This window comes from Gemmatimonadota bacterium, assembly GCA_030747075.1.
In the GTDB taxonomy this organism is placed as follows: domain Bacteria; phylum ARS69; class ARS69; order ARS69; family ARS69; genus ARS69.
The window spans coordinates 1-18,439 of the sequence record JASLLL010000023.1; the positions used below are offsets into that span (position 1 = coordinate 1).

The following is an 18,439-nucleotide window of genomic DNA, read 5'->3' on the forward strand; positions in this document are numbered from 1 at the left end:
CCCAACAGCGCCGCGACCTTCGCTCCGGGCGCGGACGCGCCGAACCGCCCGATCCCCAGATACGCGTCCTGCGGGCGCACCCACGCCTGCCATGTGGCGCCGGTCCCCGCCTCCACCACGACGCGCGGCAACCGCTCGGGGAGAATGGCCGCCCGGTCCGTCGCCGGGGCCGCCGCGAAGGTCTCCAGGCACGGAACGGACACGACCCTCGCCTTCACGCCGCACCCCTCCAGCGCCGCCGCCGCCTTCACGCAAAGCGACACCTCCGACCCCGACGCCACCAGCACCACCGCGGCCTTCCCGTCCTCCGGTTCCCGCACGATCCCGGCGCCGCCGACCGCGGCCGGGACCCCCGCCGCCTCCACGCGATCCAGCACCGGCAAGCCCTGCCGCGTCAGCACGATCACCGTCGGCCCGTCGGTCCGCATGAGCGCCGCGCGCCATGCGTCCGCGGTCTCGCGTGCGTCCGCCGGTCGCGCGACATGCAGCCCCGGAATCACGCGCAGCGAGTCCAGGTGCTCCACCGGCTGGTGGGTCGGTCCGTCCTCGCCGACATGCACCGAGTCGTGCGTGAACACATGGATCGCCGGCAGCTCCATCAGCGCCGCGAGCCGGATCGCGGGGCGCATGTAGTCGCAGAACACCAGAAAGGTGGATCCCACCGGACGCACGCCCCCGTGCAGCGCCAGCCCGTTCACGATCGCGCCCATCGCGTGCTCGCGAATGCCGTAGTGAATGTTCCGCGCGGAGTAGTTCCCCCGCGACACCGCGCCACTTCCGTCGATCCAGGTCAGGTTCGACCCCGCCAGATCCGCCGATCCCGTCGTGATCGCGGGGATGCGCATCGCCGCTTCCTGCAGGGCCGTCTGCCCCGCCTTCCGCGTCGGCACCATCTCCCCCGTGTCCCACGACGGGCCGGGTGCGAGCAGGTCGGGCGGCGTCTTCCCCGACAGCGCTTCCTCCCACAGGAGCGCGCCCTCCGGGTCTTCCTCCGCGAAGGCAACCCGCCTCGCGTCCCACGCCGACGACTCCCCGGCGCGCGCCTCCCGCCACGACGCGAACCACTCCGTCACTTCCTCCGGCACGAAGAAGTCCACATCCGGATCCAGCCCGAACGCCTTCTTCACCCCGCGGACCTCATCCACCCCCAGCGGCGCGCCGTGCGACTTCGAGCTTCCCTCAAACCGCGCGCTTCCCTTCGCGATCGTCGTGCGGCAGATGACCAGCGACGGGCGCTCCTCCTCCGCAAGCGCCTCCGCGATCGCCTCGTCGACGGCGTCCATGTCGTGCCCGTCCACCGGCTCGGCCACATGCCACCCGGTCGCCTCAAACCGCCCGCCGACATCCTCCGACCAGGTGATGTCGGTGGACCCGTCGATCGTGATGTCGTTCGAGTCGTAGAGCGTGACCAGCCGACCCAGCCCCAGGTGTCCCGCGAGCGCCGCGGCCTCCATGGCCACGCCTTCCATCAGGTCGCCGTCTCCCACGATGCAAAATGTCCGGTGTCCCGGTGCGCCATCCGGGTTGTCGGGAAACCGCGCCGCAAGCACCCGCTCCGCAAGCGCCATCCCCACGGCGTTCCCGAATCCCTGCCCCAGCGGACCCGTCGTGGTCTCTACGCCGGGTGTCATGCCTCGCTCCGGGTGGCCCGGCGTCCGCGACCCCCACTGCCGGAACTGCTTGATCTCCTCCAGCGGGATGTCGTGCCCCGACAGATGGAGCAGCGCGTACAGGAGCATCGATCCGTGTCCCGCCGACAGCACGAACCGATCCCGGCCCGGCCAGTCGGGGCGCTCCGGATCCACTCGAAGGTGGCGCGTCCACAGCACGGTCGCCAGGTCCGCGGCCCCCATCGGCATTCCCGGGTGGCCGGAGTTGGCCGTCTGCACCGCATCCAGCGCCAGCGTTCGCACGGTGGTGGCGATTGCCTGCTCGATTCCCTCCGGTGGCGTCTCGCGCCGCGCGAAACCCCTGCCCTCTCCCGTCGTCATCCGCTCTCCTTTGCGGGCCGTTCCACCCGGCGTACCGCGTCAATGACGGTTCCGTCCACCCAGTGAATGGCCGCGATGACCTCCTCGCCCAGGTCCGGAGGCGAAGGCGGGCCGCCGCACAGCTCTTCCACCTCCGCCTTGATGTCCGCAATGCTCCGAACGGGAAGGTCACTCCCGCACAGATCCTCCAGCAGGTCCTCCCGGCGCGGGTTCACGGCCACGCCGCGCTCGGTCACCACGACATCCACCAGTTCCCCGGGACCGGTCAGGGTCGTCACGCGGTCCACCAGCACGGGAATCCGATCGCGGAAGGACGGCAGCGCCAGCACCGTGCACTTGCCGAAGAGGCAGTTCTGCCAGCCGCCGATCCCGTGCAGGAGACGCCCGTCGGAATGGGTCACGACATTCGCGTTGAAGTCCGTGTCCACCTCGGTCGCGCCGAGCACCACCACATCCACCATCGACGCGAAGTTCCCCTTGCCGTGGTAGTTGTAGCTCGTGAACGGGCTCGTGTTCGCGTGCGCCGCGTTCTCGCGCATCGACCGCACGCCTTCCAGATCGAAGGTCTGCCCGTCCAGGATGCACTTCGTCAGGCCGCGCTCCAGCATTTCCACGAGATACTGCGTGCTTCCGCCTCGCACGAATGACGCGGTGATGTCGCGTTCCAGCATCATCTCCTTCAGCTTGAGCGCGAACGCCAGCGCAATCCCGCCGGCACCCGCCTGAAAGCTGAATCCGTCGCGCAGGATCCCGGAGTCGCGAACGAACCGCGCGACATACTCCGCAATCAGGAGCCGGTCGGGGCTGGTCGTGACGCGCGTCGTGCCGCTGACGATCTTCGACGGATCTCCCACGCGATCGACCACGACCACCTGGTCGACATCGTTCCCCTGGATCTGCCACGGGAGACACGGAAACGGCACCAGATTGTCCGTCACCACGATCACATGATCCGCGTACCGGCTGTCCGCCAGCGCGAATCCCAGGAGCCCGCACGCCGACGGGCCGCGGTCACCGGTCGCGTTCCCGAACGCGTCGGCCGTCGGCGCCGCCACGATCGAGATGTCGATTCTGAGCTCCCCGTCCTGGATCGCCTGATACCGCCCCCCGTGCGAACGAAGGACTCCCGTCCCGCGCATCCCGCCGCCGGACGCGAAGTCTCCGAGCGGGCCGTTCATCGACCCCTCGATGTGATGCACAACGCCGCTCTCCAGATGCTTCACGATCGGGGCGTGGCACGGGAAGGACGCGCTCGGCGCCCACACGAGATCCTTCATGCCCAGTTCCGCCGCGATGTCGAAGATCTGCACCGCGATGAGGTCTCCGTTGCGGAAGTGGTGATGCGTGGAGATGACCATGCCGTCGCGAAGTCCCGCCGCCACCAGTGCTTCCTTCAGCGACCCCGCGCGCTTGTCGCCATCCGCCGGGTAGTCCGCGCACGAACGCACCGGCGGCGCGTGTCGCGTGCCATCCGGGCGGTGCGCATGAACGCCCGCGAAGGGAGTGCGCGGCACCCCGTTGACGATCGTGGGAACTTCGCGCCCCGCGGCGTTCGTCGTCCGTGCGGCCTCCGTCACGCTCTCAGGCATTCTCTCCCTCCCTCCAGCCGGAGGAGAGAATCCCCGTCCCCACGGCAAGGTCCACCGTTCGAAGCGCGCGCTTCACAACCGGCGGATCGATCATCCGGCTCCCCAGCGCCACCACGGCCGATCCTTCGCTCAGCGCCTTCTCAAACGCCACGACCACCGCCTTCGCGTGCGCCAGTTCCTCCGCGGTCGGCGCGAACGCTTCATGCACCACGCGAATCTGCCGCGGGTGAATGCAGCCCTTTCCGTCGAACCCGAGCGAACGCGCCTCGCGCACGGCCTCGCGCAGTCCGTCTTCGTCCGCCACATCCGAATGCACCGAGTCGAGCGGCTGCACACCCGCCGCACGCGCCGCCGCCACCACGCGGCAACGCGCCCACAGGCTCTCGCGCCCGCCGGCTGTCCGCTGGGCGCCGATGTCCGCCGTGTAGTCCTCCAGCCCGATCGTGACCGCCGCCACCGTGGTGTGCGCCGCCGCGATTTCGGCCGCGGCCAGCACGCCTGCCGCGCTCTCCAGAATCGGCAGAATCCAGGGCGCACCCTCTCCGCACCCGTGCGCGAGGCGCGCGCACTCGGCCGCGACCTCCTCCACCTGGGCCGCGGACTCCACCTTCGGAATGAGGATCATCTGCGCCCCGTGCCCCACCGCAAACGGCAGGTCACGAATCCCCCCCGGCAACGGGTTGATCCGCACCATCCGCTCCGCGTCTCCCCAGTCCAGCGACCGAAGCGCGCAGCGCACCATGACCCGCGCCGCGTCCTTCTCGGCAGGGGCCACGCTGTCCTCCAGGTCCAGTATTACTCCATCTGGTGCGTGCAAGTGCGCGTTGGCCATGAAGTTCGGCCGCCCGCCCGGAACATACAGGCGGGTTCGCCGGTGTCGTCCCTTCTCCGAGGGCCCCCGGTTTCCCGGGCGGCGCGCAAGAAGAAACTCCGCGTTCGGGGTGCCGCACTCCGCCCGCCGGACGGCGGCCTCCAGCCGCGCCGCCAGCACAAAGGGGAGCGCGCCACCGTCGTCCACGATCACGCGCGCATGCTCCACGCCGAGCGCCGCGCATCCTTCCGTCATCTGGGCCGTGATCGCGTCTCCATAAAGCGACGCCACCTTCCCGCGCACCGTCACCACCACCTTGCCGGAAGTCTCCGGCTCCACGCGCACGCACGCGTCGGAGCGCACCTTCTCGCCCCGCGGCCCCGCCTCCGCCGCCGTCATGGTCTTCCCGTGTTTCATGCGGATTCCGTCTCCTCTCCCGCGAGCATCCTCTCACGAACGAGCGCCTCCGTCCCTCCCGCGACCACCAGTTCCTGCGGGACACTCCCGAGCGAAGGAAACGCGTACTCCGCGCCGTCCACGCGGATCACCGACGCGCGAAAGTCCACCTCCGCGTGGATTCCGGTTCGGATCGTCGGCGCGTCTCCCGTTCCCACTTCCTCCAGCAGCCATTCGACCAGCGCCGGGCACTCCACCAGCGGGAATCCGTTGTTGAATGCGTTTCGCTTGTAGGTCTGCGAATACGACGCCGCGATCACCAGCGGTATCCCGAAGTGCTGAATGGCGGTGGCCGCCTGTTCACGGCTCGATCCCGTGCCGAAGTTCCGCCCGCCGACCAGGAGATCTCCCGGACGCGCCGTCTCCTGGAATGCCGGGTCGTAGTTGCGAAACGCGTGCCCGGCCATCTGCGCGGGCGTGAGGTCGTCCCGGTAGGTGACATCCTTGCCGTAGATGCCGTCGGTGTTGAGATTGTCGCGCGGGAGCAGCACGATCTCGCCCGAGAGCGATTCCGGAAAGCCCGGGAGAATCTCGGTGGCCGGGCGTGGCACGCTCTCCGCCGGGTGCTCCACCATGTCCGTCACCAGTGCGCGTGACTCAAACTCCACCGGTCCGGTGATCTTCCCCGCCAGCGCGGACGCCGCGACCACGGCGGGACTGGCCAGATAGCACTTCGACTCGCGTGATCCCATGCGCCCCTGGAAGTTCCGATTCGTGGCGGAGATCCCCGTCTCCCCCGCAGCCAGCGTCCCTTCGCCAAGACCGATGCACGGCCCGCATCCCGGGGGCAGCGCAATGGCCCCCGCCGAGAGAAGCGCGTCCCATGCGCCGCTCTTCCGTGCGCGCGCCTCCACTTCCGCGCTGGCCGCCGCCAGATAGAACTTCACGCCGTCGGCAAACGACTTCCCGCCCGCGACCGCCGCCGCTTCCTCAATGTCCGACAACCGCGAGTTCACGCACGACAGGAGATACGCCCGGTGCACCACAATCTCCTCCGCCGCGATCTCCGGCAACGGGCGCACCGCCTTCACCTCGTTCGGTCCCGCCACCTGCGGCACCACGCACCCGAGGTCGATCGTGATCTCCTTTGCGACCGGCGCGTCTTCGTCCGCGGCGGGAACCGTCTCCCTCATCCGGTCGACCATGGCGCCCGTCAGCCTCGGCGACGCATCGCCGCGCTCCGCGAACACCCGCGCGCGTTCCCGCAGGTAGGCCTCCAGCGTGTCGTCGAACGGGAAGATCCCCGCCAGTGCGCCCCACTCGGTCGTCATGTTCGCGATCGTCATGCGCTCGTCCATCGTCAGCGCGGCCACCCCTTCGCCGCAGAACTCCAGCACATGGTTCAGCACCTCGTCGTTGCGGAACGCCCCGATCAGCGCCAGCACCGCATCCTTGCCGGAGACCGCCTCCGGGAGCGCGCCGAGAAGCCGGACTCGCGCCACCGGCGGAACTTCCCACCAGGTCTCTCCCGTCGCCCAGATTGCCGCGGCGTCCGTGCGCACCACCGGCGTTCCCACGGCGGCCATCGCTCCATAGATGTTCGAGTGCGAATCCGAGCCCACGACCAGAGTCCCCGGATGGACGAAGCCCTCCTCCGCCATGATCTGATGCCCGATCCCCGTGCGTGCCGGGAAAAACGCCACCCCGTTCTCTCTCGCGAAAGCCTCGATGCGGGCGTACTTCTCCAGATTCCCGGGCGATTCATTCTGAATGTCGTGATCCAGCGCAAAGACCGGCTGCTCCGGGTGCCGGACCGCGCCCGCACCGATGGCGCGGAACTTGGGAATGACCGCGCCCGTGTTGTCATGCGTCATCACATGAAACGGACGAACCCGTACGACATCTCCGACACGAACCCCGGCCCCGTCGGGGAGCCCGACCGCGAAACGCGCGGTCACCTTTTCGAGAAATGTGCGAGCCATGGCCTCCCTCTTCCGATGAGTTCCGGCAGCGTGTGCAGGCTATCAGGGGGTCGCGCGCGGGGCAACCGACGAGGGAGCGCCCGGGCAGAGCTTGGCGAAGCACGCCACCTGTGCGACGCTCCCCCACTCGGGAGGGGAGCATGGAGGAATACCGCGAACTCTGGTCTCCCACGGCCGCGCCCGAGCGCGTGCGGACGGTGCGGATCGAGCCGCCCGGGGGCTTCCCGGCGGCGTACGGCGGTCGGCTGGATTCCTTCCACATGGCCTATGAATCCTGGGGCCGCCCCGACGCACCCGGAGGAACCGTTCTCCTCGTCCACTTCCTCACCAGCGACACCCACGCCACCGGCGAATACGACGGCACGCCCCGCGGCTGGTGGGAGGATCTCGTCGGGCCCGGCCGGGCCATCGACACGGACCGCTTCTTCGTCGTCTGTCCGAACCTTCTCGGCGGATGCCACGGTTCCACCGGTCCGCGCTTTCCCGCCCCGGACGGAGACGCCTGGCTCGATCGCTTCCCCCTGCTCACCCCGCGCGATCTCCAGCGTGCGCAGCGGCTCTTCCTCCATGAAATCGGCGCGGGAAAGCCCACGCTGGTCGTCGGCCCCAGCATGGGCGGCATGATCGCGTGGGAGTGGGCGGCGGACCCGGGGGCGGCGGAGCGAGTCGTGTCGGTCGCGGCCCCGGCCGTGGCCTCCCCCCACCAGATCGGCCTCAACTGGCTTCAGCGACGCGCCATCGCGCTCGACGGCACGGAAGGCGAAACCCCCGCTTCCCGGCGCGGTCAGGCTGTCGCGCGCGGGGTCGGGATGCTGGGGTACCGCGCACCGGAAGGTCTGTGGGAGAAGTTCGGGCGCAGCTGGTTTCGCGAACCCGGACCCGATCTGGCCAGCCCCGGGCTCTTCAATGTGGAGTCCTGGCTTCATCATCACGGTCGGAAGCTGCCGAAAAAGTTCGACGCGCGGACCTGGCGTCTCTTCGCGCGTGCCATGGACCTTCACGACACGGGCGAAGGGCGCGGGGGCGTGGCGAGAGCCTTCTCCGAAGACGGCACGGCCGAGTTCCTCGCCGTCGGTATCTCCAGCGACCACCTCTATCCGGCCGCCGAAATCCGCCGCAGCGCGAAGGAAGCCGGAGCGACCTACCGCGAGATCGAATCCCCGCACGGGCACGACGCCTTCCTGCTCGAAACCGATGCGCTGGCGGGACTCCTGGCCGACTTTCTCGCCTGACGCCTAGAGTCCGAACTTCCCGACGATCCCCTTCTTGTCCAGCCCCAGAATGCCGTGCTTCTCCCCCACCTCACGGAAGGCCTGGAGCGCGTGGTCCAGCGTGGCGAGGTCGTGGTCGGCGGAGAGTTGCGTGCGAATGCGCGCCTGTCCCTGCGCCACAACCGGGAAGAAGAACCCGATCACAAAGACCCCCCGGTCGAAGAGATCCCGCGCGATATCCTGACTGAGCTTCGCGTTGAACAGCATGACCGGCACGATGGGGCTGCCCCCCGGTTTGATCACGAAGCCCGCGTCCACCAGCCCCTTCCGCCAGAAGGCGGTGTTCTCGTGCAGGCGGTCGCGCCGCTCCGTCGTTTCCGAAAGGATGTCGAGAACCGCCATGGCCGACACCACAATCGGGGGCGGCACCGAGTTGCTGAAGAGATACGGCCGCGCCCGCTGCCGACACAGTTCCACGATCTCCGTCCGTCCGCTCACGCATCCGCCGCTGGCACCGCCAAGCGCCTTCCCGAGCGTCGTGGTGATGATGTCCACGCGATCCATCACGCCGAAGTGTTCGTGCGTGCCGCGGCCCGTCTTCCCGATGAAGCCGCTCGCGTGGCTGTCGTCCACGAGGACCAGCGCGTCGTACCGGTCCGCAAGGTCACAGATGCCGTCCAGAGGGGCCAGGTCCCCGTCCATGCTGAACACGCCATCGGTCACGATCATCCGGATGCGCCGGTCGGCGTGGGCCGCCAGCTTCTGCTCCAGGTGCGCAAGGTTGGAGTGCTTGTAGGTATCGTGGGCCGCCTTCGAGAGCCGGATTCCGTCCACGATGCTCGCGTGGACCAGCCGGTCCGAAATGATGACATCCTCCGGGCCGAGCACCGCCTCGAAGACGCCCGCGTTCGCGTCCAGACAACTCGCGAAGAGAATGGTGTCCTCCATGCCGAGGAACGCCGTCAGCTTCTCCTCCAGTGTCCGGTGAATGTCCTGCGTCCCGCAGATGAAGCGCACGCTCGACATCCCGTAACCACGCTCGTCCAGTCCGCGATGCGCCGCCGCCACCACATCCGGGTGGCTGGAAAGCCCCAGATAGTTGTTCGAGCAGAGGTTGACGACTTGAGACGGCGCGGACCCCGCCGGAAACTCCACCGAAACGCCGGAGGCCTGAGGCGATCGGAGGAACCGCTCCTCCTTGAACAGCCCTTTCGAGCGAATCTCATCCAGTTCCGCCCGGTGCGTGTCCCGAACCGCTCCGGAGTATGCCATGTCAGTCTCCCTTCCGAAGGGTCTCCACGACATGAACGATGGAGGCCACCGTGTCGAAGACATCCGGCGTGGCGTCTTCGTCGGGGATGGTGACTTCGTAGTGCTCTTCCACGAATCGTTTGAGACTGACCATGCTGAAACTGTCGACAATCCCGCTGGTGATGAGTGGCGTTTCCGCCGTCAGTTCGATGTCCTCTTCGTCTTCTTCGTCGAGGTACTCGTTCCGGATGAAGTCGAGAATGTCCTGCTCCACGAAAGCCTCCCCGGTGGATGGGTCGTGAACGCTCCCGGCGCCACTGCGCCGCGACTGGCAAAGCTACCCGCTTCCACCGCCTTGCGCCACCGGTTCCCCGGCGCCTGCCCCGCTATGCCGCCACCCCCGCCGGATGATACAATCCGCTCAGCCCGTGCACTTCGCTCCTTCCGCCCGGAGGTTCCTCTTGCGTCTTCCCGCGGCGCTTCTCGCGCTTCTGCTTCTGGCTTCCACGGCCGCCGCCCCGTCCGCCCGGGCGGCCTCCCTGGTTTCCGCGCAGCTCATCTCCTCCATGTCGCGCCTGCAGGTCCGCAGTCTCCTCAACCTGTACGGGGCACCCGGACCGTCGGCTGCCAACGGCGTCGACCAGTACCACATCGTCTACAACACCACCGATGCGCACGGCCTCCCCACGGTCGCATCCGGAGCGTTGCTCGTTCCCACCGGCACCGGAGTCCCGGATCCCGTGCCGCTCGTTTCCTACACGCACGGCACGGTCCTCCTGAAGGCGTCGGTGCCGTCCCGACTCTACGCAAACAACGCGCAAGGCCTCTTCTTCGCGGCCTTCGGCTATGTCGCCACGATGACCGATTACCTCGGCCTCGGCGACAGTCCGGGCCTGCACCCCTATCACCACGGCGACACGCAAGCCTCCGCCGCCGTGGACCTCATTCGTGTGGCCCGCCCCTTCCTTGCCGACAGCCTCGGCGTCACGCTCGACGGATCCGTCTACCTCACCGGCTATTCACAGGGTGGGCACGCCGCCATGGCCACTCACAAGTATGTGGAAGAGAACGGCCTCCTTGGCGAGTTCGACATCCGCGGCTGTGCGCCGCTCTCCGGCGCGTACTACCTGTCGGGCGGGCAGTTCACCTTCGCGTTTGAGTACTACGCCTATCCGGGCTATGTCGTGTACCTCTTCGAGGGGCTGCAGACCGTGTACGGGAATCTCTACGCCACGCGTTCGGAGTTCTACGACGCGCCCTACGACACCACCATCCCAACCTATCTCGACGGGATGAGTTCCATGGGAGCGCTCCACGCGGCACTGCCCGACTCCGTCCACCTCTTCATGCAGGACAGCGTTCTGGTCAACGCGCTGGCGGACCCCTCGCACCCGGTGATTCTGGCGGTCACCGACAACGACAATCACAACTGGCTGCCCGCGCGCCCCGTTCGCATGGCCTACTGCGAAGGCGACGAGCAGGTGAGTTACCTGAACGCGATCGCCGCGGAAGACACCATGACGGCACTGGGCGCGGCGTCGGTCGAAGCCGTCCGCGTCGGGGGACCGGCCGTTGACCACTCGGGCTGCTTCTGGCCCGCCATGGAGGACGCGCGCAACTGGTTCGACGCGCTCCGCGCCGCCTCCTCGGCCGCGATCCCGGGTGCAACGCCCGCCTCGCTTTCAGTCCGGCCGAATCCCGCGACAGGCGACGCTGTGATCGCCTTCTCGCTGCCGAGCGCCGGGCGCGCCCGCCTGAGTGTCTACGATGTCGCCGGGCGCCGGATCCGAACCCTCCTTGACGCGGAATGCACCGAGGGGAACACCCGGGTCCGGTGGGACGGGCGTGACGCGTCCGGGCACCCGCTACCCGCCGGGGTATACTTCGTTCGCATGTCCACGAAGGACGCACGCGCCACGGCGCGCGTCCACCGCATCCGTTGACGAAGCGCGCCTCCGGCGGCGATCACTTCGACGCGATCGTCATCGGGTCCGGTGCGGGCGGATTGTCGGCAGCCATCACCATGGCGCATGGCGGGCTTCGCACGCTCGTCCTGGAGGCGCACTCGCTTCCGGGCGGGTGGTGCCATACCTTCGCGCTGGAGGGCTTCCGGTTCAGCCCGGGAGTCCACTACCTCGGAGAGCTGGGCGAAGGCGGAGCGCTCCGGGGGATGTTCGCGGAACTCGGGCTGGGCGAGGCCCTCTCCTTCCGCGAGATGAATCCGGACGGCTACGATCATCTCGCGATCGGCGGCGAACGGTTCGACATCCCCGCGGGGGGCGAACGCTTCCGCGACCGCCTGCACGCCCGCTTCCCACGCGAGAGGCGCGGCATAGACCGATACCTCCGCCGGGTCGATCGCGTCTTCCGCGATCTTCGTCGCTCCCGTCCCGGCACAGGCGCGAAGGCGCTTCTCTCCACGGCGGTCCGCGCGCCGAACTTGGCGCTGCACGGACTTCGCCCGACAGCGGGCCTCATCCGGCGCCACGCGCGGGATCCGCTCCTTCAGGCCATTCTCGGGATCCGCGCGGGGAATCACGGGGTGGCTCCCTCGCGCGTGCCCTTCGCGCAGCATGTCGCCATCGAGGGGCACTACCGCGAAGGCGCGTGGTACCCCAGGGGCGGGGGCTCCGCCATCCCAAAGGCCATGATCCGGCGACTCCGCGAACTCGGCGGCGAGATCCGGTTGCGCGCGGAGGTCGATGAAATTCTCGTCGACGGGACCGGCCGCCACGCACGCGCCGAGGGAGTGCGTCTGGTCGACGGAGAAGAACTTCGCGCGCCGATCCTCGTCTCCAATGCGGACGCGCACCGAACTTATCTGTCACTGGTCGGGCGCGAGCACCTCCCCGCGCGACTCCTTCGGAAGCTCCACCGAACGCCGCACTCCGTCTCGGCGGTAAGTCTCTTTCTCGGAATCGACATGGACCTCGCCGCCGCCGGTTTCGACTCGGGCAACTGGTGGATTCAGCGCGGCCCCGATGTCGAAGAGACCTATCGATACGCGGCCCGCGCGGACCTCCCCGGGGCGGGAGATCCACCGGGCGTCTTCCTCTCCTTCCCCACGCTCAAGGATCCGTCGATCCGCCGGGACGGGCTTCACACGGCGGAAGCGTTTGCGTTTGTCTCACGCGAGGCCTTTCGCCCGTTCGACCACACCGAACACGCCCGGCGCGGCATCGCGTACGAGGAGTTCAAGGCGGACCTTTCGGAGCGCATCATGCGCCGCATCGAAACGGTGGCGCCCGGGATCGGTTCGCGTGTGGTGTTCTCCGCACTCGGGACGCCGCTGACCAACGAGCACTTTCTACTTGGAACGAACGGCAGCCTCTACGGACCGGAGAAGACCGCGCAGTGGATCGGACCGTTTGCGTATCCCATGGAGACGCCCGTTGGCGGGCTCTTCCACTGCGGAGCCAGCACGCTCGGGCATGGCGTCATGGGGGTCGTGGGGTCCGGAATGCTGGCGGGAGGGCGCGCACTCGCACGCGCGGGACGCGCCCTCTCCGTCACCTGAGAAGCAGCGCTCTCCCGGTCGCGACCGCGTCGCCGGACTCCAGCCGCAGAAGGTAGACTCCCGGGCCGAGCCGCGATCCGTCATCGGCAAGGCCATCCCACTCCACGCCGCCGGACGCGGGCGCGACCCCGTCGAGAAGCACGCGCACACGCCTTCCCGCGATATCATGCACCGAGAGCCGTGAAGATGCGTTCGCCCCCGCGGACCATGAGACGCGTGTCGAACCCCGGAACGGATTCGGCGCGATGAGTTCGATTCGCGGAAGAACGCCCCCGGAGAATCCGGGCAGTTCCCCGGCACCCGTCTGCTCCGCATAGCCGATCTGCATCATGAGAAAGATCCCCGCCTCGGTGGAGATGGCCCCGTGTTCCTCGTTCGCCGTCGTCGTCGGGAAGTACACCGCGTCGAAGGGAGTCTTGCTCAACAGGTCCGGATCTCCCGCGACATCGTGGAAGAGATCCAGCGGATATCCTCCCGCCGTCTGAAGATCCAGCGAACTGATCGTCGGCACGAAGCAGTGATTGGGATAATTGGTGGTGATGTCCCCGAGCGTCACCGTGCTTCCGAGAATGTCGGCCGTCGGGGTCTCGGCCGCCGCTGTTTCCATCATGTTGAGCCACCCGCCCGGCGCGTTGTCGTACGGCTTCGAGTGGGTGAAGTAAACATCCAGCGAAGTGTCCGGAAGCGGCCAGATCTGGTCGATCTCTCCCTGGAAGATCCGTGTCTGCGGCAGGTAGTCCGGCACCGCCCACACATTCCCGATCACATCCACCAGCCAGTTGTAATACTCCCAGTCGATGATCCGGCTTCCCGGCGACATCTGTGACGAGTACCCCATCTGCGACGCGCCCGCCCCGGCCCCGCTTCCGTCAGCGATGGCCACCTTCCAGATTCGCGGATCGGACGGGTAGTTTCCCATCGCGTTCAGCTCCGCGAAGAGGTCCTGCTTCAACGGATCGACCCCCGGGTTCGGCGTCTGGTTGTAGTGGTAGTAAAGCATCTGCCTGGTGGCCGGACGATCCAGCAGGCTCAGGTAGTAGCTCGCCACATCCGACCAGTCCGCAAAGAACATGATCCAGTACTGAAGGCCGAGCGGAATGTTCGCGCCCTGCTGCGGACCATCGACCGAGATCAGCATCTTCGTGTTCGAGTCGAGCCCGTTGTCCTCCATCCACACCGTGGCATACCGTGCCACCAGTCCTCCCAGACTCGCTCCGCCGAGGAAGATCTCCCGCTCGACCGACATCTCCGCCGTGATGCGCTCCAGCAGCCCGGCAAGACCCAGTGCATTCCGCTGAATGTAGTCCGTGGCGTCGCCGAAGTTCATGAGCACCACATCGAACCCGGACGCCAGCAGAAGTGTCAGCATTCCCTCCGCGTCGAAGAGTTCCACAATCTCCGGCCAGCTCATGGTGTTGTCGATGTCGAAGCCTTCCACCATGACCAGCGGCACCTCGATGGAAGCATGCCCCGCGCCCAGGAAGACATAAGCGTCATAGGTGGCCGTGCCGCCCGCGTAGGAATACGGCGCGGTCTGGTTCTCCCAGTAGAGATCCGGGACCAGAACCATGGCCGCGCGAATCTCCAGCGGGAACGAACTCACGAGCGTCTCGCCGTCGCGCGTCGCCCGCAGGCGAAGCGTGCGCTCTCCCGGATCCGGGTAGGTCGTCTCGACGGCGACACCGGGCCGAATCGGACGGAAACCCCGTCCGTCCGCGAGATCAATGGCGTAGTTGACGGCGCCGCCCCCGGCGTTCGACAGAAGAAGCGACTCCTCCAGCCGAAGAGCCACCCGCCCGGCCCGCGCGGTTCCGGTGAGGGCGGATGCGGCGAAGACGCGAAACTCCTCGAACGCCGGGGATCCCCCGGCCGGGATCGCGTCGCGAAGGCGATTCATGCGGAAGTCGAGAAGACCAACGGCCACGACGCCGTCTTGCGCGGCGGCGCGCGTTCGCGTGCGCACTTCCACCGGTGCGGGCACCGACGAGGGGTCCGCATGCGAATTCCGCACTTCGAGGCAAGCCTGCCGCCAGTCACCCGCACGAACCGACGGAGCGTCCGCGCTTCCGTCGAGCGCACCGAGATTCATCAGGGAGACGGTGCGTTCGTGGAGCAGTCCGGTCGAGAGACGCGAAAGATCCAGGCTGGAAAGTTGCGCAGCTCTCTCCGCGCGGACTTCGTCCGGAAGGGCTCCGGAGATCCGCACCTGCGGAGGTTCGGTGGCGAATGCGGCCGTCGCAAGAAACGCGACTGTAGCCAGAATCGTCAGAGCCCTCTGCTTGTCCCTCACCATGACTGCCTCCCGCGCCGGTTCCCGGTCATTGGCCAGGGGCCTGTCCAGCCCCACGAAGAATCCATCATCCCCTATCCGCCCTCGCCAACGCAACTGCGGCGTTCTATGGCGGTTCTCCGCCTATTCCGGCAGGAAGGACTTGTCCGGATAAGGGGGTGCTGTCACCTCCTCCACCGGATCTTCCCGCATGCGGGCCAGCAGGTGTTCCACGGCGGCGTCCAACTGCGCGTCGCCCCCGAGGTGCGTCGCATGAGGGAGATTGTCCACCACGATGTCAGGGTCCACGCCGTGTCCCTCGATCAGCCAGTCACCCTCCGGCCCGAACACCCCCCACGCCGCTGCCGAAGCGATCCCTCCGTCCGCCAGCCAGTTGTTGAACGACAGCCAGATTTCTCCGCCCTGGGTCCGCGTGCCGACGATCGCCCCGATCCCGAGACGGCGAATCCCTTCCGTCAGGATTTCGCCGTCGGAGACCGTTCTCTCATTGCACAGCACCACGACATGCCCCCGGAAGGCGTACTGCATGTTCAAGGTCGGCCGCCCGACTCTCCCCTGCCAGAAAAACCACGCGGGCCGAAGGAGCTTCTCCAGAATCCAGCTGTCGATGTTCCCGCCGCGATTGTGGCGTGCGTCGATCACCAGCCCTTCACGACGAAACACGGGATAGAACCCGCGCGCCCAGCGTGTGTAGTCCGCGGTCCCCATCGCCCGCAGGTGAACATAGCCCACCCGCCCCGACCCGCGTTCCTCCACCCGCAGCCGCCTCGACTCCTCCCAGTCCCGATACCGAAGATCGCGCTCCTCGCCAGCCGTCATCGGTTCCACGACGACGCTCCGCGCGTCTCCCTTCCCTTGCGGGAGAATCCGCAGCAGCACCTGCTTTCCCGCCTGATTCCGCAGCATGGCGCCGGCGTCGTCGGCACCCTCGCACGACACGCCGTTGATCGCCGCGATCACATCACCGGAGCGAATGTCCAGATCCGGCCGTGCCAGCGGCGAGAAGCGTTCCGGGAGATCGGGATCGGACCGGAAGATCCGCTCAATGCGGAAGCCCTTCGCTTCGGGCGCAAGCGTCGCCCCGAGAAATGCCGGGCCGACATGTTCGCTTGCCTCGCGAATGTCCCCGCCGAACACATAGGTGTGCGACGCGGACAGCTCACCCACCAGTTCGCGCAGGAGATCGGCGAACTCGCGTCGGTCCGTCACGCGATCCACCAGCGGAAGGTACTTCCCCAGGATCGCGTCCCGGTCGATCCCGTGAAGGGCCGGATCGTAGAAGTAGTCGCGTTCCAGCCGCCACGCTTCGACGAACATCTGCCGCCACTCCTCGCGCGGATCGAGTTCGATCGCCCACCCGGACAGGTCCACGCGCCCGTCTTCCAGCGCCTCCGCGACCCCTTCGCCCGCATCCACCACATGGAGCGAAGCCTCCCGCCGCACCAGGAGCTTCTGCCCGTCGGCGGACAGTTCGAAGGAGGCCATGTCTTCCGCCAGTGTCACCGCTTCCGCCTCACCCGACTCGATCGACGCACTCCTGAGCGACTTCTCCCGATCGAAGGAGGTTGCCGTCTCGATCCAGAACAGCCGCTCCCCGTTGGTCGCAAGGGATCGCCTGTTGGCGGACTCCAGCGGCACGCGATGGATGCGCTGCGGCAACCCCGCCTGCTCGATCCGCACCTTGATGTCGTCCTCGTCTTCTTCGGAGTCGTCCTCCGCCTCCGCCTCATCCCGTGCGGCGGCACGCGTCAGTTCGTTCTCCTCCTGAAACGGCGACGCCATCCCGCCCGCGAGGTCCGCGACATAGACTCCCGTGGGACGATCGATGTGCGGTTCCGGCTGGTACGGACCCCACGGATTCCTCACGAGCGAGCGAAGGTCCCGGTCGGAGAGGAAGTACAGCCACGCGCCGTCCGGCGACCATGCCGGGCTGAAGCTGTTCACCCGGTCGCTGGTCAGCGCAAGCGATTCCCCCGTACGGATCCGGCGGAGATGGATACGACTGAAGTGATTCGGCGCCACCTTGACATACGCCAGCCACTCGCTGTCGGGCGACCATGCGAAGTCGCTGAAGCCATCTTCCTCCGAGGTGTCGATGCGTTCGGTGCGCCCGCGCTCCACATCGTGAATCCACAGTTCCTGGTTCTTGTCGTCGAAGACAAGGGTGCGCCCATCCGGCGACGGCACCCCATCCGCCCGGAAGACACGCGCGTCCCGCGTCAAGGGTTCCGCCTCTCCGGGACGCTCCGGGTCGAGCCGGTGGAACTCGACTTCGCCCGTCCGGTCCGAAAGCGCAACCAGCCCCCCTCCGTCCCCGAGGAACCGTGCGCTCCGCCAGCGTGCGCCTCCGTCCGGAGTCACCGTAACGATCCGCCCCGCCGCCGCCGGTGCGACGAACACACGCCCGCGTGCCGTCAGCGCCACCTGCTCTCCATCGGGCGAGACATGGGCGGAGGTCAGGTACTCCATCGGATCGGTGACCCACCGGGAACGCGACCGCTCGAAGTCGCTGGGGAGAGACACCTCGACCCGCCAATCTTCTCCGGTCACGAGATCCTGCACGCGAAGGTCCGCGCCGTGCTGGTACACCACACGGTCGCCGGAAATCTCCGGGTCCTTCGCATCAAAGTCCGTGTGGGTCGTATGCTGCCGGAGGTCCGATCCATCCTGCGCCATCGACCACAGGTTCATCACGCCATCGCGATCGCTCACGAAAAGAACGCGCCCGGCCCACCATCGGGGACTGCGGTCCGCCCCGTCGAAGTCCGCGGTCAAACATGCGGCTTCCGTATCTCCGTCGGCGAAGCGCCACACATCCTGCGCCATCCCGCCGCGGTACCGCTTCGTGCTGCTGGATGTCGGCGCAAACCGGTTGAAGAAGAGCGTCCCCGCGCCCACACACCCGTCCGACGCCTGATGCAGTGGATAGACCCGCGAACGCCCGGTCCGTGGATGGACGGCCGCCATCTGCCACTGCGGAAGGGTCGAGTGATGGCGCGTTGCGTAGAGCACCTCTCCGCCGGGGGTCCACCCGACCACGCGCGCTCGTTCCCCCTCGCAGGTCAGCGGCTTCGGCACCCCGCCCGCAAGCGGCATGACGAACACCTCCTCCGGCCCGTCATACGACGCGCTGAACGCCACCCACGCACCATCGGGAGAGATCGCCCCGCGCGACTCCTCCCCCGCGTGGGAGGTCATTCGCACCGCCGTGCCGCCGGAAACGGAGACTCGCCACAGGTCCCCCTCCGCCGTGAAGACGAGGGTGTCCTCGAAGATCGCCGGGTGCCGGTAATACCCTTCGCGTGCGAACGCGGGAAACGCAACGACGAGAACCGCCGCGATTGCCAGAAGTGGTCTCATGAAGCTCCTCATGCGCAAACGCGCAGAATCGGGTTCGTCGG

General features: G+C 67.7%; 11 protein-coding genes. 3 read left to right on the forward strand and 8 right to left on the reverse strand.

Translation table 11 applies throughout. The features are described from left to right. The 4 genes from tkt to lysF form a co-directional block, all read right to left on the reverse strand. Positions 1-1,991: transketolase (gene tkt, locus QF819_08015; protein MDP6803105.1), on the reverse strand; the 1,991-nt coding region annotated here is incomplete at its 3' end. After that, positions 1,988-3,580 carry a citrate lyase subunit alpha gene (locus QF819_08020; GenBank protein ID MDP6803106.1) on the reverse strand — a complete coding sequence of 531 codons (1,593 nt, stop codon included), beginning with the start codon at positions 3,578-3,580 and terminating at the stop codon, positions 1,988-1,990. The genes QF819_08020 and tkt, both read right to left, overlap by 4 nt. After that, a complete protein-coding gene (locus QF819_08025; protein MDP6803107.1) occupies positions 3,573-4,808 on the reverse strand; it encodes an aldolase/citrate lyase family protein in 1,236 nt (411 codons plus the stop codon). Before QF819_08025 ends, QF819_08020 begins: the two co-directional genes overlap by 8 nt. Beyond that, entirely contained in the window at positions 4,805-6,769 is a 1,965-nt protein-coding gene (gene lysF, locus QF819_08030; protein ID MDP6803108.1) for a homoaconitase, read from the reverse strand. The genes QF819_08025 and lysF overlap by 4 nt, the downstream gene beginning before the upstream one ends. A gap of 140 nt (positions 6,770-6,909) precedes the next feature. On the opposite strand from lysF, the gene metX reads away from it, so the two are divergent. Next, entirely contained in the window at positions 6,910-8,001 is a 1,092-nt protein-coding gene (gene metX / locus QF819_08035; protein ID MDP6803109.1) for a homoserine O-acetyltransferase, read from the forward strand. Positions 8,002-8,004: 3 nt separating this feature from the next. Here the strand turns inward: metX and QF819_08040 are convergent, their stop codons facing one another. Next, the gene (locus QF819_08040; GenBank protein ID MDP6803110.1) at positions 8,005-9,252 is read right to left on the reverse strand and encodes a glycine C-acetyltransferase; all 1,248 of its coding nucleotides are present in this window, start codon (positions 9,250-9,252) and stop codon (positions 8,005-8,007) included. Between the two features lies 1 nt (position 9,253). Continuing rightward, entirely contained in the window at positions 9,254-9,505 is a 252-nt protein-coding gene (locus QF819_08045; protein MDP6803111.1) for an acyl carrier protein, read from the reverse strand. A 187-nt stretch (positions 9,506-9,692) separates the two neighbouring features. Between QF819_08045 and QF819_08050 the strand changes: the two genes are divergently transcribed. Next, a complete protein-coding gene (locus QF819_08050) occupies positions 9,693-11,174 on the forward strand; it encodes a FlgD immunoglobulin-like domain containing protein (protein ID MDP6803112.1) in 1,482 nt (493 codons plus the stop codon). Beyond that, positions 11,171-12,748 (forward strand): NAD(P)/FAD-dependent oxidoreductase, encoded by a 1,578-nt coding sequence (locus QF819_08055; protein ID MDP6803113.1) that lies wholly within the window; start codon positions 11,171-11,173, stop codon positions 12,746-12,748. The genes QF819_08050 and QF819_08055 overlap by 4 nt, the downstream gene beginning before the upstream one ends. On the opposite strand, the gene QF819_08060 is transcribed toward QF819_08055, so the two are convergent. Continuing rightward, entirely contained in the window at positions 12,741-15,041 is a 2,301-nt protein-coding gene (locus tag QF819_08060) for a hypothetical protein (protein MDP6803114.1), read from the reverse strand. The two genes, QF819_08055 and QF819_08060, sit on opposite strands and share 8 nt — an antisense overlap. Before the next feature lie 120 nt (positions 15,042-15,161). Then, entirely contained in the window at positions 15,162-18,398 is a 3,237-nt protein-coding gene (locus QF819_08065; protein MDP6803115.1) for a S41 family peptidase, read from the reverse strand. Positions 18,399-18,439 lie beyond the last annotated feature (41 nt).

Bases quoted from the DNA above. Each gene is read 5' to 3' on its own strand.
- QF819_08020 (MDP6803106.1), bottom strand. From the start codon at position 3,580: ATGCCTGAGAGCGTGACGGAGGCCGCACGGACGACGAACGCCGCGGGG.
- QF819_08025 (MDP6803107.1), bottom strand. From the start codon at position 4,808: ATGAAACACGGGAAGACCATGACGGCGGCGGAGGCGGGGCCGCGGGGC.
- lysF (MDP6803108.1), bottom strand. From the start codon at position 6,769: ATGGCTCGCACATTTCTCGAAAAGGTGACCGCGCGTTTCGCGGTCGGG.
- metX (MDP6803109.1), top strand. From the start codon at position 6,910: ATGGAGGAATACCGCGAACTCTGGTCTCCCACGGCCGCGCCCGAGCGC.
- QF819_08040 (MDP6803110.1), bottom strand. From the start codon at position 9,252: ATGGCATACTCCGGAGCGGTTCGGGACACGCACCGGGCGGAACTGGAT.
- QF819_08060 (MDP6803114.1), bottom strand. From the start codon at position 15,041: ATGGTGAGGGACAAGCAGAGGGCTCTGACGATTCTGGCTACAGTCGCG.
- QF819_08065 (MDP6803115.1), bottom strand. From the start codon at position 18,398: ATGAGACCACTTCTGGCAATCGCGGCGGTTCTCGTCGTTGCGTTTCCC.